The organism is Oligoflexus sp. (assembly GCF_035712445.1).
Taxonomy (GTDB): domain Bacteria; phylum Bdellovibrionota_B; class Oligoflexia; order Oligoflexales; family Oligoflexaceae; genus Oligoflexus.
Map to the genome: position 1 here is coordinate 39,060 of NZ_DASTAT010000040.1, position 14,413 is coordinate 53,472.

A 14,413-nucleotide genomic window follows, 5' to 3' on the forward strand; every position below is an offset into this window, starting at 1 on the left:
GGTACCTCCTGAACTGGCACCTATCGCGATTTCGAGCGCTTTTTCGCCTTGGGAGTGCTGGGTTTCGAAGACGGCCCCTCGGCTCCTTCCGCCGTCTTTTTCAGCTCGCCGGGTTTCACTCGTTCGGCAATAAACTTCTCAATCCGTAGGTGTATGAATTCCGGTAATTCCAATGGCCCGATATGACTTCCGGTGGGCAGAGTCAGAAGGTCAGCACCGGGAATGCTTCTATGGAGTTTCAAACAGATCGGGTAGGGCGTAAAGCGATCCTTGTCGCCGGCCACCACCAGGGTCGGAACCTTGATTTCAGGCAGAAGGTCTTCCGCCGAATGACGCGTGGCGCCGTCCAGCGCCGCAATATAAACAAGCGGCTTCATGGCCCCGACATCTTCAAAATAAACCCGAAAATCCCGACGTCGCGTCAGCCAGGGATTCACTTCAAAGAGCACGGCATAAAGATAGGCGATCTCGGAATCCAGGAGCGGACGCCAGACTTTCTGAATATGCTGGTCCCATTTGAAAAAGGCTTTTTTCAGCCAGGGAAGGGCCTTGGCGAAAATGGGATTGCCATGCACATGACGCAGGGCTTCGCCATAAGGTCCGTTGATCAGGATCAAACCGCTATAGATGGAGCGCTTTTGCCGATAGCATTCGAGCGCGACCTGCACGCCCATGCTGTGACCGACCAGGATAATGGGGCCTTTGACATCCAGGTAATCGAGCAGATCATTGATGTCTTTGGCAAAGGTTTCCACGGTCATCGTATCCAGGTTTCGGGGAATGGCGGAGTCGCCGTGCCCACGGTACTGGCTATGAATGATGCGGTACTGCTGCGCAAAATAGGGAATGAAATATTTCCAGATATATCCAGTACAGGCGACGCCATCACACAGGACCATGGTCAGAGGGCCCTGGCCCACGCTTTGATACCAAATGTCGGTTGCGTCTGAGCTGGTGAAAAAGCCTGTTTCCCTGGCTGGCATGCTGGCTCCTGTGGACCATGGATCGTAAAAGGATCGTCGCATAGTGTGGCACGAAAACCGTTCACACGGAAAGCCCTATGTTCGACGTTTGATCCTGAAATACGAGAGGCCACATCGGGGAAGGCGCGGGACCTGACGGACGCATTCCCGGCCGTCAGGCTCTTTGCAGGCATAAATGAGTGACAGCCGTTGGCGGCGAAAGCCTCAAAGGATGCTGGAAGCCGCGCGAATTCCCGAGATGGTCCAGCCGCTGTTGGTTCCACCGGATGAACTGCAGCCGCCGAGGGTATGTACGCCCACCAGCTGACCGCTTGTATTCAGAACGCCCGATCCTGAGCTGCCGCCTTGCGTATCGAGGCCTGCATAATAAATGCGCGAGCCGCTGGCGCTGCCGGAAAGCGAGCCGAAGGCCACCACTTTGGGCCTGGCTTCCGGATGCTGAATAATGGTGAGGCTGCTCGTCGCCGAACTGCCCAGTGGAGTGGGTGTCACGCCGGGATCAGCGTTCAATTGAATCAGCGCATAATCCGGCGAGCTGCTCGATTCAACAAATTTGCCTTTGACCGTCACGACCGGGCCGTCGGCATTGGCTTCATAATTGAATTCCACGGATGCGCTCTGACCTTTGCTGCCGCAGTGGCCTGCAGTCAGGAACAGATTCTTATAGGCTCCGACGGTGCCGATGTAAGTTCCCGAACAGTTTTGATTCAAGCGACCGACAGCCTCTTCACGTTCCTGCACATAGGAGACTGTGCCGCGATAGTTATTGATAGCCACAAAGTCCTGGGTTTTGCCGCAGATGGATTTGACTTCACTGGTTTCCACTGTGCCGTCTCCGCAGCCCAACATAACTGTCCAGCCAGTCAATAACAGAGCCCAACAAAATCTCTTTTCTTTTAGCATCTTATTTCTCCGCTAAGGTCGCTTTGATTTAGTATTATTTAGCTATTACAAAAAATGCCTTAGCAACATTAACTAAAACTAAACGACAGTGCGAAAGATACAGGAGGGAAATGGATACAGTGACTTTTCGTCATGAAGTCAGCATGTTTCCAGGAAATCCTGAATCCCCAAGCGGCGGATGAATTTTTTTGAAGAGACTTCCTGGGCTCAGGCTGCTGCGTGGGCCACTCGTTTCCTAAGGGCCGCGTGCATCGCCTGAAAGCGCCTTTGCAGAAGCTTATGAAAGATGCGGAAGAGGGACGAGGCCATAAGGCCCTTGATATCTTCTGTCTGAATGACAAGGGACTGGCCACCTGGGCTGTCTTCCACTGTAAAGCTATGGCGCGCCGTGTAAAGCCAGGGAATGAACGCCTTGTAATCCCAGGCCAGCATGGTTTTGGAAGGATCCACGGTCGTCACGCGGCAGCTCAGCGGCATGGCCGGCCCAAAGCCCATGGAAAAGAACACGCGAATTGCCTGTCCCACCTGCGGCTGGCCGTCTATGCGGACGATATAAGGATTCCAGTCCGCATAGCGAGTCCAGTCCACCAGCGTTGCAAAAACCTGCGCACGCGGGGTCGGCAGCGTCTGAGTATCCTTCACCAGCGTTTCAAACATGCGGCGTTCCTCCTCATCTTGATCCTATCATAAGAGCTTATGCTACACTCAGCATTGGGATGAATTTCGCTGGACAGGGCCTGGGTTTGATGGTCCGATCGCCCGGTGACTTCATCAGGAGGAAGCACCATGGTCTGTCGACTCGCAATGGATCTGGGAACCGCCAAAACCATTATTGCCGATGAAACCCACGGCATACTCTGCAAGCAGCCAAGCCTTGTGGGATTTGATAGCAAGAGCCGTCGACCCGTGGCGGTGGGAGCGAAAGCCGCACGGCTCTTCGGGCGCACGCCGCATTCGATCGTCATCACGAGGCCACTCAAGGCCGGTCGGGTGCACGATTTCGAAGCCGCCGCCATGATGCTCCGATCCTTTTTCGAATCCCTCTCGCTCCGGCCCCGCAATGTGCAGCTGGTGGTCGGAATCCCGGTTGGACTCACCGCTGCGGAAAAGCTGGCCTTGCGCCATCTCCTGCGGGATCTCGGCGTTCGCAGTGTTCATCTGGTGGAAGAGCACATCGCGAGCGCGGCCCATGAAAGTCTGAATCTGATGCAGGAATGCGCTGGCGTCATCATTGACGTGGGCGCGGGGCTGACGGAACTTGCGCTTTTAGGGTCCGGCACCGTCCTCGCCTCGCGCAGTCTTTCCTGGTCCGGTGATCGCCTGACCGAAGAGATCGAACGCATCCTGATTCAAAATTATGCGCTGCGCCCCTGCACGAGCATCGTGGATTCGGTGCGCTGGCGCCTTCTGCATCCCGAGCAGGATCCAGGGCCCTGGATTTACCGCGGCTATCATCTTCTATTGAAACGCGCCGTGGGATTTACTTTGAAAAAAGAGGATTTCTTCGGCCTTTTGCCGTCTTTTTGCGATGATGTCCATAAGGGTCTTTTGGAAATACTGACGGAAGCCGGAATCCCATCCCACGATGCGGCTCTCTATGATGGTGGCCTGACCCTGACCGGATCGGCGCTGCCTTTGGATCTTCTGAGCAGGAATTTGGAAACCCGCACCGGCCTGCCGGTCCATATTTCATCCGAGCCCAATGAAAGCGTTGTGCATGGCCTTCGCAGGATGCTGACCTACGCCGACTATTTTTGATAAGGCCGCGGCTATTTTTTCCGCTCCGTACGCACCCAGGTGGAAGGCGCTCTCTTCAAGAGAAGCCCGGCCTTCCAGAGCGCATACACCGGCGCGATCACAAAGAGTTTGATGTGACTGCGCGGAACCTTCATCACAATAAACGGCATCAGAAGATAAATCGCAAGATTCAGAATCTGTCCCAGGGCGAGGCCCAGACACACGCCCTGCAAGCCCTCCAGGAGTTCGGTGGACTCGGTCTGATAGAAGGCGATGGCGACGATCAAATTGAGAAGGAGCCGCATGACAAAGCCAGCCATCGGCGGCATATGAAGATCGCTCCAGTAAATGAAGCGGCGCGACAGCGGCCAGGGCTTCTTCAAAATCTGCGAACCAAAGGTCTTCCGCAGCTGCTTCCGCCCATGCTCCCAGCGCAGGCGCTGTGAGGCGACCGCGGCGGGATTATCGTCGATCATCTCGCCGTAGACCTTGACCTCGGGTACGAAGAAAACCCGCTCCCCGTTCATGCGCAGATGCCAGCTGAATTCCAGATCCTCGGCCAAACCATAGGCCTGCCAGGGGCAGCGTTCAAGACCCTTCCAGGAAAACGCCATCCCGTTGCCGCGCAGAGCCGAGCCGAGGCCCAGAGTATCCTGTCCCAAAAGCCAAAGGCCATTGAAATGCGCAAAGCCGAGGTGCATCAGCCGCGTGCGCCAGCTGTCTTCGCTGTTGGCGACCTGGTAATAGGCCTGAAGCCAATCCTGCCCGCTCTGAAGGCGACGATCGAAGGCTTTTAGAAGACCGGCATCCACAGTGGTATCGGCATCTATGATCACGATCGCATCGGGATGGGTTTCTCTTTTCTGCAGGATTTCGATCGCGTATTCCAGCGCGAAGCCCTTGCTCTTCTTCGTGTCATGAAAGCGTTCCAGAACCTCGACGCCCTCGGCGCGGGCCACGCTCGCGGTCTTATCCTGGCAGTTATCAGCGATGACCATGATTTCAAAAAGGCCTCTGGGATAATTCAGGGCTTTCAGACTGCGAACGGTCGTGGCGATGCTCGTCTCTTCATTATGGGCCGGCACCAGGATCACAAAAGCCGTGCCTGCTTCACCTTCCGCGCCCCAGGCCTTCTGCATTCGCCGCACTGCCGTATCCCAGATACGGAACATGAGCCAGCTGAAAGGCAGAGTGATGGCCTGGCAGAGGATCTGCAGAAGGAAAAGGGCGATAGACAGCATGAGCGATCCTTAGTAAGCAAGCTCCAGAAGATGCATGCTGAGAGGCTGCATACTGATGGCGACCTGCGGTCCCGGTTTGAGCTTGCGATTTTCTCCTTTGATTTTGCCATCATTGCTGGGCGAAAAATAAGTGAAAAGTCGCAGACCCTTGAGGGATGGCCAGGGCGAGAGGTCCAGGCGCAGGTTCTGCTTCTGCGTCACATGCTTATTCAAAAGTACGATGGTCACGCGGCGGCTGGCGCTGTGCCGGGATGCAAAAACCGAGACATGCTCCTGACTATTCATGGAGTTGTCGATCCATTCATCGCCGAAAGCCAGTCCTTTGCCATCATAATTGCGAAAAAGAAGGAAGGCGTAACGGTGGGTGCCGTCCTTCTTCGGAAAATCCCAGTACTGAGCCGCATGCAGTCCGGTACGCGCAAAGATCCCAAGGATCTCGGCCTGGGCCACGGCGCCGGCGACGTCGTACTCCGAACGGAAATTGTATTCACCGATGGAGACCTTCACATCTGGACGCAGGCGTCGCGCCAGCTCCTGAAGCCGGGGTATGAAATAGATCCTGTCGTCGATCCAGCTTTGATCGCGGTACTGCCGATCCCAGAGCGAACGGGTCGCATTTAAAAGCGCTTTGCGGCGACCGGGATCACTGTCGCTCCCCTGGGGCCAGCGATCCATTTCGGGATAATAGTGAACATCAAGCTGATCGAGCAGGGAAACTTTAAGCTCCTTTTCCTTTTTCTTCAGCTGATCCAAAAACCATTCCAGAAAAGGCTGATCGCCATGAGCCTTGCGATCAGTCTGCCTTTTCCCGGCGCTATGCGGACCTTCGATATCCCAGGCGGAATACTGCATTTCCATCCAGCCCCAGGCGGCCGGGCCGACGATCACGGCGGCGGGATCGGCTTTGCGAACGGCCTGGGCGAAGCTGATATAGCGATTCAAGTAGCTTTCATAGCGCAGGGGTTCATGCACCACATCACGATGGGTGCTATTCCAGAGCATGGGTTCGTTATCCATGATGTAATAGTGCGGATAAGGGCCGAACTGCGTCTTGAGCTGCTGCACCCAGGACGCCACGAATTCCGGGCTGTTCGGAATACTGGTGAGCTTGGGATCGCTCTTCAGCTTCTGTCCATCGGGCCCAATCCCGTTGCCCGCATCCCCATCAAAATTTTCCTGCACGGGAAACAGCGAACGCGGAAAACTCACCGATGCCCCATCCTTGGCGATCCAGGGCAGCATCGGCAGCGTGATGTAAGACGCCGCCTTCCGCTTGATGTTCTCGGCCATGAAGCGGTTGATCATCTTCGGTTTATCGGCCGCATAGTTATGAAAAAACCAATCCTGAGCCGAGTTCCAGGCGTCGATTTTATAGTTGAAGCGACTGCTGGTGTTGCCGCCCCAGCGGTAATTGGTGGGCTGCAGCTCCCAGATTTTTTCCTGGTCCCTGTCTTCATGCATATAGGTCCCGAAACCATAGATTTCAGGACTGATCCGGCGTGGATTCGCAGGTATTTGAAACCGTAGGGAATCGGCAGCCTCGGCCGTGGTGATGAACGAAAGCCAAAGAACCCAGGCCCCGGGAGTCAGTCGCATCATGGACCTCATAGAGGTGGTCGTTCACGAAGGTTTTTGCCTCAGGACTTTCAACAGGGAAACGGCGCTGATAATCGCCCAGATTCCTTCCAGGATGATAAAACCCAGCTGATTGTTGACGACCGCGGTCACGGTCAAGGCCGCCGACCCGAAAAGATTCATCGTCAGATAGGTCTTCTTATGGGCCCCATCGCGGGTGGCGGCCTGCAGCGCATAAGCCCCAAGCAAGAGCGCAGCACCGAACAAAGATAGAATCTGATCCCAACTCATAACCATGAGCGATCCTCATTTTTCGACCAATTGTCGATCGTGGCAAAGCCAAGGTCCATGGCTTTTTCAATCGTGGCTTTGACGATGTCCCCATCGGCAAAAGGCTGGTCATCCCCGATGATGGCGAGGATGGCGCCCGACCGAACGGCTGGCCGAGCGCTTTCGGTCTGCAGGAGTTTTTGATTCCACACCTGCGTCAGCGTAAAGAGCTGCGCGCATTCCATTTCCGAGGCGAGCACACCGGCGGCATGCAGATGCTCCATGTAGCGCTTATGCTCGGGCTGCATGGGACCTTCGCCGAATTCACGGGCATAAAGGGAATCTTTGGTATGGGTGATGCCCAGAAAAATTCTGTCCAGCATCTTCTGTTCAGCGGCCGCGCGCCGGACAGCATCCAAGAATTCAAGAGAGGCCTGAACGGGAATCGTGGGATCGAGATAATGCCGGCTCGTCCCCTCATCACGCACGGCGGCCGTGGGAATGACGAGACTGCCGATACGCAGGCGCTGCGGCTGCAAGGATCCAGCGGTTCCCACCCGAATGATGCGCCGCGCGCCCTGATGCAGAAGTTCCGTGGCGATGATGTCCATGCTGGGGCAGCCCATGCCGGAGCTCATCACGCCGATATCCAGATTCTGCCAGGTGCCCATATAAAAGTTGTGACGGCGGGAATGCGTGAGAACTTTGACATTCTGCAGGCGTTGCGCCATGGCCTCGGCGCGGCCATCGGATCCGGGCAATAAAATATAGCGACCCAGGCGGCCGTTGCCCTTCAAATCCTGGGCTGTGATGTTCATATGCATGGGCGCGAGCGGGGACGTTGATTGCATGAAGACTCCTTCGTCTGACTCAACCATCGTAGAGGCAATCCTTTGCGCGGTGCAAGAAAAAGGCTAAACTGAAAGATCAGCCCCCAAGCGAAAGGCCGAAACTGGTGAGTGAGAAACTCCGACTAGGCTATGCCAATATTGATGTGGTCGATCGAAAGGAAGCGCTGCAGCGGGCTGTGAGCTTTGCCCGGCAAAGTCCCTGCCGCTTCGTGGTCACGCCGAACAGTGATCATATCGTGCAGCTGGAAACGCGCGAGGACCTGAGGCTTGTGTATGAAGACGCTCATCTGGTTGTCGCCGATGGTATGCCGCTGGTCTGGGGTTCGCGTCTGCTCGGCAAGCCTTTGCCGGAAAGGGTGACCGGCTCGGAACTGATGCCGGCTCTTTGTGCCGAGGCGGCCCGCTTGGGTTTGCGGGTCTATCTGCTCGGCGGTCCTCCTGGTGTGGCCGAATTGGCTAAAGCCAAACTGGAGGAACTCTATCCGGGTCTTCTTATCTGCGGTACGGACTGTCCACCGCTGGGCTTTGAAAAAAATCCCGAGCAGGAAAGCCGCATCCTGGAAAAAATTCAGGCCGCCGCGCCCGACATCGTCTTCGTGGCTCTCGGGGCTCCCAAACAGGAATTGTGGATGCACCGTTCCGCGCCTCGCCTCAAATCCGGTGTCCTTCTTGGCATTGGGGCTGCCCTTGAATTCTGTGCCGGGACTGTCCGGCGTGCGCCTCTATGGATGCAGAAGATCGGGGCCGAATGGGTTTTCCGGCTTTGTCAGGAACCGCGCCGCCTGGCCCGACGCTATCTTCGCGACACGGAAATACTTCTGATTATTTTTAGGCAGTGGCGGAAGCGTTAGACTGGGCTGACGGGCAAGGTGCAGACGGCCCTGCTTTTAAAGCCCCGCAGGCCCGAAAGCCTCTGACAGCAAGGCCTGCAGGAAGCCAGTTTGATATGCGTTGGCTTGGCCCCAGACTTGGGCTTGTCTTTATTGAAGATTTTCCATTGACCAGAAAAATTCACTCATGTATTCAATGAGTCTCCATTGGTCAGGAAGAAAATCTGATCAATAAGGCGCGTTAGCCAAGCGGCTAGGCACCGCATTGCAAATGCGAGTAGATCGGTTCGACTCCGGTACGCGCCTCCAGACTCCTCTCCTTTTCATGACTCCCTTTCATAGTGATCGAAAATCGAAACTCAATCGAGTTGGGTGCTATCTATTTGAAGAACTGCAGAACGCTGCATAAGAAAGAAGGCTGAATCGCGCCCGCGCGTTTGATGGAACCACACAGCGAAACACGCTCCGAAAATGGCTGGAAATATGGGATTTCCCAAAGCCCGGAATGTCATTTTTTACGTCCAGGTTACGCAGGAGTCTTGGATCTGACTGCGGATGACCGATAGCAAAGGTCGGAATGTAAACTGGAGTGAGTTATGTCGTCTCGCCTTTCCCTTCATCGTAAACTTATGGTGGTGGTTTTCTCGTCATGTATGATCCTCACGCTGACCTGCGCGAGTGCCTGGTATTCCCTGAAACTCATGAAAACCAACGTCTTTGAGCTGACCGACCTCAGCGTGCCGAAACTTTCGCAGCTCTCGGATATGCGATACTTTGGTTCCGAGGTCGTACGCCTTTTCCTGAGAGTTTCCACCAAAGGCCTGCCTGAATCGGAAGTCACAAGGCTCAAAAAGAAACTGGAAGACCACGTGCAGCTTTATGCGAAGGCCGAGAAGACCTATCTTTCCCTGCCCTTTGAAGCAGGCGAAAAGGAGCTTTATGAAGCCCAGAATGCGAAGTGGCAGGATACGCTGGCATTAATCCAGGAAGGCGTCACGATCGTGACTCGGAACGATGCATCCCTGGACGCGCGACTGAAGGATTTGAATGCCACTTTCGTTCCCAAGGCCAAGGTTTCCCATAATGAATCCTTTGCGAAGCTTCATCAGTTCCAGTCGGATATCAGCAACGCCCGCCGTCAGCAGACGCTGAAAGTTGCGCGCATGGGGGATAGTATCCTGGCCGTCTTCGTCGTGTTGGGATCCGCTTTCAGTATCATCGGCGGCTTCATGTTCGCGCGTTCCCTATCACGTCGCCTGGAGCGTTTCGTTCACAATCTGGATCAGGAGGCCGCTCAGCTGAGTCGCGCGGCCCATTCGATCTCGGCCACGAGTCAGGCGTTGTCGTCGGGAGCCACCGAGCAGGCCTCGTCTTTGAGTGAAACCGCAGCGACCATGAACGAAATCACCGCCATGGTCACACGCAGTTCGAACAATGCCCGGGCCTCGCGAGACGCCAGCGTCGAAAGCCGGAAGGTGGCGGATGAAGGCATCAAGGTGATGGGACAGCTCCTTCAGTCCATTGAAGAGATGGATGAAGCCAACCAGAACATCATGCGGGAAGTCGCGCATTCGAATCAGAAGATCACAGAGATCATCAACATCATCGAAACCATTCGCGACAAGGCCAAAGTCATCAACGATATCGTCTTTCAGACCAAGCTTCTTTCCTTCAACGCCTCGGTGGAATCCGCCCGGGCGGGGGAAAATGGCAAGGGCTTCGCGGTCGTGGCCGAGGAGGTTGGGAATCTGGCCCAGCTCAGCGGCAGTGCCGCGCGCGACATCAGCATCCTCCTCGCAGAAAGCGTGGAGCGCGTTCGCGATACGATCACGGGTACCCAGAAGAATGTCGGTGACCTTGTGGCCTTGGGCGCGGATCGCATTAAAACCAGTCTGGAGATCGCGGCGCGGGCGGACAAGGTTCTGGCCGGCATAGCCCAGAATGTGAACCTCATGGAAAACCATATCAATGAAATCGCCATTTCCGCGGATGAACAGTCGCGCGGCATCCATGAAGTCAACTCTGCTGTGCATCAGCTGGATACCGTCGTTCAGATCAATTCGAACGCTGCAGAGGAATCCTCGGGCGCAGCGCTGAAACTCAAGGATCAGGCCCAGTCCCTTTATCGGCTCGTCACCGATTTGAAGTGCGTGGTCAGCGGATCGGTGACTGAACCTGTGCTGGAAAAAACCGTGAAGGATGCTGACAAGCCCTCTGAACACGACGATGCCAAGGTCTGGGACGATGCTGCTTAAGCCTGGCTGCAGCTCGCGAACACGCAGTTGAGGACGGCCTTCAGGCTGGATTCATAGTCGCGACAAGCCTTCTCCAAAACTTCGTGATCGTGCATCTGCGCATGGCAGTTCATGGCAATCGCAATCGAACTGCCATGCGTGAAGTCCACGAGGCAGACGAGCCATGATTCCCTGGCGCTGGCTTCCAATTTCGATGCGGCGAGACAGTCGCGGATGGCCTGCGTGATGCGCTCCGCTTCCCCGGAAAAAGCGAGGGGATCAGCGAAGATGGCGAGCGTGAGATTCGGATGCTGCAGCACCGCTTTATGATAGGCAATCAAAAGTCCTTCGATTCGTTCCCGGGCTTTATCAGGGTGCGGATCGCAGTCCCTCAGGACACCCGCATACACCCAATCGGAAAGTTCGCGCAGGAGCGCGGACCTGTCGGCGACATGGTGATAGAGAGCCATGGGCGTGATATCGAGGCTGGCAGCAAGGCCGCGCAGGGACAAGCCCGCAGCGCCTTTACGATCCAGAATATCCAAGGCCGCCTGGAGTATATCCCTTTTTTGGATCTGATCCTGGAGTTTGGGTCGGCCCCTTTGCGTCTTGGTCATCGCATGATCCTGTATCGGGATTGGACCAATCCGGAAGGAAAATGCTTGCAGTCCAGAAGCGTGAGAGACAGATCGCTGCTGAGAGGTCCAAAGAGAGGACGGCCCTGGCCTATCAGCACGGGCACTGTTGTGATGACGAGATCGTCGATGAGTCTTTCCCGCAGAAACGATTGAATCACAAGGCCGCCATCCACATAGGCCCGCTTCCATCCCTCATGGGACAGCTTTTCCATCAGAGCCCGCGGCTGAAGATCAATCACTCGAACCTTGCCGTGCAAGGCCTCCGGCACATCCGTGGCCTTAAGGCTTTGGGAGAGCACAATCACAGGCCTAGTATAAGGCCAGGAGGGGAAGTCACGAACCTTCTCGTACGTACCACGCCCCATGATAATCCCGTCGATATCCTTAATGAAGGACTCGTACCCATGGTCCTCCGCGGGATCGTCGCGGGACAGAAGCCAGGAAATATCACCATCGACCCGGGCTATGTAACCATCCAGACTTGTTGCGATAAATACATGTCCGCTCGTTGTCATAACCGCCTCCATAGGATTTATATACACTGTATAATTAATTCCAAAGGCTGTCAAACACCTCGGTTCCCCAAAGCAAAAAGGCGATCCGAAGATCGCCTTTTCCTATTCGCTTTTTTTTACAGATCAATAGCCAGGAGGCAGGACCACCGAGCGGAAGAAGGAGCGATAGATTTCGCTATCTTCATCCCAGTAACGGTTCTGCAGGTAGTCCCAGGTAAAGCGGCTGTAGCCATCGCGGAGCCATGGACGATCGCGACGGTTGGCGCCCCATGAGTTCTTGGCCACGAGAAAATTCATCTCGCCGAGCAGAGCTTTTTCTTTCAGCTCGGGGTCAAGGTCGCCTTCGGCCAGCGAGGTGAAGCCACCATCTTCGGTCGGCACCTTGTCCACGGTATAATCGTGGAGGACCACCATGTGACCACCGCCATCACCGAGCTGACCTTTTTCTGCGAGAGTTTTCAGGTTGAAGACGCCGTTCTGGTCGGGAGCATTGAAGGTGACATAGAACGACATCACCACAGGGTAATGATCGTTCAAAGCCTTCTTGATGCGCTGCTCGATATTCCGGTAGCGCAGCAGTTCCGCTTCCGAAACCAGCTGTTTGCCTTCCGAGCTGCCGTAAGCGCCGGGGCCACTGATCTGACGCCAGCTGTTCAGCATGGTCGACAGGGAGTACTGCTTGCCTGACTTCACGTCGACCAGCATCGTGTCGCTCGCCTTGCGGGCTTTTTCCAAAGCTGCATCCATGTTCACAGTGTATTTGCCGTCGCAGCTGAAGGCCTTGTCCAGTTCGGCACGGACGTACTCAGGAGTCCTGAGGTTCACATCGTGAAGCGTACCGTTTTCCTTGCCCTGAGCCATGATGTAGTCTTCGGCGCAGGACTGCGCTTCCGACATGCTTTCGGCAGCTTCGCTTTCGATGAATTCGGCTTCGGTGACCCAGCCGTATCTTCTGATGATCTCGCTCGACATGCCCCAGGAGCCGCCGGTGTTCAGCTCTTCCTCGGGAACCGGCTCTTTTTCAAGAAGTTTGTGATAAAGGTCCCAGTAGGTCCAATAGGTCTCGGAAACATCGACCTCTTCACCATTGGTATCCTTCAGAAGGGACTCCAGCCATGTGGCCTGGGCGTAGAGCCAGCAGTTGCCGATCGACTGGCGCTTGACGGCAGTGTGCTTGACCGAGGTGACTTTGACCGAACTTTTCTCTGTACTATTTTCCTGACAGCTGACGGAAAAAAGCGTCAGGGCCAGCATCGAATATTTCAGCATGTGTTTCATAGGGGCTTGTCCTCGCTTATTTCTTTAAAAGACGTTTTTCGGCGTAGTCCACGTAGCGTTGCGCTTCCTTGATCGAAGGCAGTTCGCACTTTTGCGGGCTTGCCACGACTTCAAAGACAAAGCTGCCTTTTTTGAAGTTGCTCAGGGCCAGATAGGGTCGAGCCGTTTCCGAGGTCCAGTGCCAGAAGTAAGGCTCACGATCCAGATTGCGGAGGTAAGCCGTGCGTCGGCTGTTGCTCACCACGTTCACGAGGTAGACGAGCTTATCCGTGGCGCCTTGGCTGGCAAGGCTGTTCCATTTCAGAAGACCGCTGGCTTCGGCATCCGCCAGAACTTTTTGACTTTTCTTCAGACAAGCCACGGCATAATCAGGCACGCCTTCCGTGCTGCGCTTGATTTCGTCGCCTTCCTCTTTGTCCCAAGGTGTATTGAAGAGTAGACCATTGGTGTCTTCACGATACACCCAGAACTGAGCGGGGTATTCGAACTGCAGCTCCACTGTGGCTTTCTTGCCTTCGAAGCTGGCTTCGATTTTTGTGAGGCCATGCTTGCTGGCCCGCAGGGTACCGTTACTGAAAAGCTTCACGGCTGCATCATTCTGCAGCAAAGTCACTTCCGCCTTGACTTCCCGGGTTTCTGCAGGGTTTTCGTAGGTCGCCGTCGTGCGCAAAGTCAGGCGCGTGCCGACAATGGTTTCACCTTCCGCAGTGACGGTCAAGCCGGTCAACACCTGTGCTGGCGAAGGTGTTGGCTCAGGAGAGGGCGCAGGTGTCGGCTCGGGCGAAGGAACCGGAGTCGGCTCGGGCGAAGGAACCGGAGTTGGCGCGGGAGTCGGCTCGGGCGAAGGAACCGGAGTTGGCGCGACAGGCCCTGGAGTTGGTTCAGGAGCTGGTATTGGTTCAGGAGCTGGCGTTGGTACAACAGGACCTGGCGTTGGTTCAGGAGCTGGCGTTGGTACAACAGGACCTGGCGTTGGCTCAGGAGCTGGCGTTGGTACAACAGGACCTGGAGTTGGTTCAGGTGCTGGGGTCGGAACCGGCTCCGGGCTTACGTCAGGCGTTGGGGTCGCTTCGGGAACCGGCACAAGCGGCGCGACTGTTGGATTTGGTTGCGTCGGGTCAGACGACGACTCATCCTTTTTATTGTCGCAAGCGGCGACAAAGGCGACAAGTCCCAAGAGGGCCAAAATTTTCGACATGTTTTTCTCCTGAAATTCCAACGAACAGTTCTATGGGCGAACCCTAGATAAACGGATACTGGCTATAATGCGGGGCGAACAAAATCAGATGCCCGTATAGCAGCAAAAATTCCTCTTTGCAAAGAGCAGGCCCAAGTATTTCTGCAAAGCTTGACATATC

14 protein-coding genes and 1 tRNA gene are annotated in these 14,413 nt (G+C 55.5%); 4 read left to right on the forward strand and 11 right to left on the reverse strand.

Going from position 1 to position 14,413, the window contains the following annotated elements:
• Positions 1–20 precede the first annotated feature (20 nt).
• The 3 genes from VFO10_RS08480 to VFO10_RS08490 all read right to left on the reverse strand — a co-directional run bounded on the left by VFO10_RS08480 (position 21) and on the right by VFO10_RS08490 (position 2,543).
• Positions 21–983, reverse strand: coding sequence for an alpha/beta hydrolase (locus VFO10_RS08480; RefSeq protein WP_325139012.1), 963 nt, complete (start codon positions 981–983; stop codon positions 21–23).
• A 204-nt stretch (positions 984–1,187) separates the two neighbouring features.
• Positions 1,188–1,808 (reverse strand): serine protease, encoded by a 621-nt coding sequence (locus VFO10_RS08485; RefSeq protein WP_325139014.1) that lies wholly within the window; start codon positions 1,806–1,808, stop codon positions 1,188–1,190.
• 285 nt (positions 1,809–2,093) lie between these two features.
• On the reverse strand, positions 2,094–2,543 hold the full coding sequence (locus VFO10_RS08490; RefSeq protein ID WP_325139016.1) for an SRPBCC domain-containing protein: 450 nt from the start codon (positions 2,541–2,543) through the stop codon (positions 2,094–2,096).
• A 129-nt stretch (positions 2,544–2,672) separates the two neighbouring features.
• Here VFO10_RS08490 and VFO10_RS08495 point away from each other — a divergent pair, with 129 nt between their 5' ends.
• A complete protein-coding gene (locus tag VFO10_RS08495; protein WP_325139018.1) occupies positions 2,673–3,644 on the forward strand; it encodes a rod shape-determining protein in 972 nt (323 codons plus the stop codon).
• A gap of 11 nt (positions 3,645–3,655) precedes the next feature.
• Here the strand turns inward: VFO10_RS08495 and VFO10_RS08500 are convergent, their stop codons facing one another.
• The 4 genes from VFO10_RS08500 to VFO10_RS08515 are packed head-to-tail and all read right to left on the reverse strand — an operon-like array spanning position 3,656 to position 7,560.
• Entirely contained in the window at positions 3,656–4,864 is a 1,209-nt protein-coding gene (locus VFO10_RS08500; RefSeq protein WP_325139021.1) for a glycosyltransferase family 2 protein, read from the reverse strand.
• A 9-nt stretch (positions 4,865–4,873) separates the two neighbouring features.
• Positions 4,874–6,463 carry a glycoside hydrolase family 44 protein gene (locus VFO10_RS08505; protein WP_325139023.1) on the reverse strand — a complete coding sequence of 530 codons (1,590 nt, stop codon included), beginning with the start codon at positions 6,461–6,463 and terminating at the stop codon, positions 4,874–4,876.
• A gap of 21 nt (positions 6,464–6,484) precedes the next feature.
• The gene (locus VFO10_RS08510; RefSeq protein WP_325139025.1) at positions 6,485–6,736 is read right to left on the reverse strand and encodes a CBU_0592 family membrane protein; all 252 of its coding nucleotides are present in this window, start codon (positions 6,734–6,736) and stop codon (positions 6,485–6,487) included.
• Positions 6,727–7,560: a nucleoside phosphorylase gene (locus VFO10_RS08515; protein ID WP_325139027.1), complete on the reverse strand. Its 834-nt coding sequence runs from the start codon at positions 7,558–7,560 to the stop codon at positions 6,727–6,729. The genes VFO10_RS08510 and VFO10_RS08515 overlap by 10 nt, the downstream gene beginning before the upstream one ends.
• A 104-nt stretch (positions 7,561–7,664) precedes the next feature.
• Here VFO10_RS08515 and VFO10_RS08520 point away from each other — a divergent pair, with 104 nt between their 5' ends.
• From VFO10_RS08520 to VFO10_RS08530, 3 genes are all read left to right on the forward strand, one after another.
• Positions 7,665–8,411, forward strand: a complete 747-nt coding sequence (locus VFO10_RS08520) for a WecB/TagA/CpsF family glycosyltransferase (protein WP_325139029.1) — start codon at positions 7,665–7,667, stop codon at positions 8,409–8,411.
• 214 nt (positions 8,412–8,625) lie between these two features.
• Positions 8,626–8,699, forward strand: a tRNA-Cys gene (locus tag VFO10_RS08525).
• Between the two features lie 287 nt (positions 8,700–8,986).
• Positions 8,987–10,645 (forward strand): methyl-accepting chemotaxis protein, encoded by a 1,659-nt coding sequence (locus VFO10_RS08530; RefSeq protein WP_325139031.1) that lies wholly within the window; start codon positions 8,987–8,989, stop codon positions 10,643–10,645.
• Here the strand turns inward: VFO10_RS08530 and VFO10_RS08535 are convergent.
• The 4 genes from VFO10_RS08535 to VFO10_RS08550 all read right to left on the reverse strand — a co-directional run bounded on the left by VFO10_RS08535 (position 10,642) and on the right by VFO10_RS08550 (position 14,253).
• Positions 10,642–11,241, reverse strand: a complete 600-nt coding sequence (locus VFO10_RS08535) for a helix-turn-helix domain-containing protein (protein WP_325139033.1) — start codon at positions 11,239–11,241, stop codon at positions 10,642–10,644. The genes VFO10_RS08530 and VFO10_RS08535 overlap by 4 nt on opposite strands.
• On the reverse strand, positions 11,238–11,777 hold the full coding sequence (locus VFO10_RS08540; RefSeq protein WP_325139034.1) for a dihydrofolate reductase family protein: 540 nt from the start codon (positions 11,775–11,777) through the stop codon (positions 11,238–11,240). Before VFO10_RS08540 ends, VFO10_RS08535 begins: the two co-directional genes overlap by 4 nt.
• Before the next feature lie 123 nt (positions 11,778–11,900).
• On the reverse strand, positions 11,901–13,055 hold the full coding sequence (locus VFO10_RS08545; protein WP_325139036.1) for a hypothetical protein: 1,155 nt from the start codon (positions 13,053–13,055) through the stop codon (positions 11,901–11,903).
• A gap of 16 nt (positions 13,056–13,071) precedes the next feature.
• Positions 13,072–14,253 carry a hypothetical protein gene (locus VFO10_RS08550; protein ID WP_325139038.1) on the reverse strand — a complete coding sequence of 394 codons (1,182 nt, stop codon included), beginning with the start codon at positions 14,251–14,253 and terminating at the stop codon, positions 13,072–13,074.
• Positions 14,254–14,413: the final 160 nt, after the last annotated feature.

Coding starts and splice junctions, on each gene's coding strand:
- VFO10_RS08490 (WP_325139016.1), bottom strand. CDS start 2,543: ATGTTTGAAACGCTGGTGAAGGATACTCAGACGCTGCCGACCCCGCGT.
- VFO10_RS08545 (WP_325139036.1), bottom strand. CDS start 13,055: ATGAAACACATGCTGAAATATTCGATGCTGGCCCTGACGCTTTTTTCC.
- VFO10_RS08535 (WP_325139033.1), bottom strand. CDS start 11,241: ATGACCAAGACGCAAAGGGGCCGACCCAAACTCCAGGATCAGATCCAA.
- VFO10_RS08530 (WP_325139031.1), top strand. CDS start 8,987: ATGTCGTCTCGCCTTTCCCTTCATCGTAAACTTATGGTGGTGGTTTTC.
- VFO10_RS08480 (WP_325139012.1), bottom strand. CDS start 983: ATGCCAGCCAGGGAAACAGGCTTTTTCACCAGCTCAGACGCAACCGAC.
- VFO10_RS08500 (WP_325139021.1), bottom strand. CDS start 4,864: ATGCTGTCTATCGCCCTTTTCCTTCTGCAGATCCTCTGCCAGGCCATC.
- VFO10_RS08540 (WP_325139034.1), bottom strand. CDS start 11,777: ATGACAACGAGCGGACATGTATTTATCGCAACAAGTCTGGATGGTTAC.
- VFO10_RS08495 (WP_325139018.1), top strand. CDS start 2,673: ATGGTCTGTCGACTCGCAATGGATCTGGGAACCGCCAAAACCATTATT.
- VFO10_RS08510 (WP_325139025.1), bottom strand. CDS start 6,736: ATGGTTATGAGTTGGGATCAGATTCTATCTTTGTTCGGTGCTGCGCTC.
- VFO10_RS08550 (WP_325139038.1), bottom strand. CDS start 14,253: ATGTCGAAAATTTTGGCCCTCTTGGGACTTGTCGCCTTTGTCGCCGCT.
- VFO10_RS08515 (WP_325139027.1), bottom strand. CDS start 7,560: ATGCAATCAACGTCCCCGCTCGCGCCCATGCATATGAACATCACAGCC.
- VFO10_RS08505 (WP_325139023.1), bottom strand. CDS start 6,463: ATGATGCGACTGACTCCCGGGGCCTGGGTTCTTTGGCTTTCGTTCATC.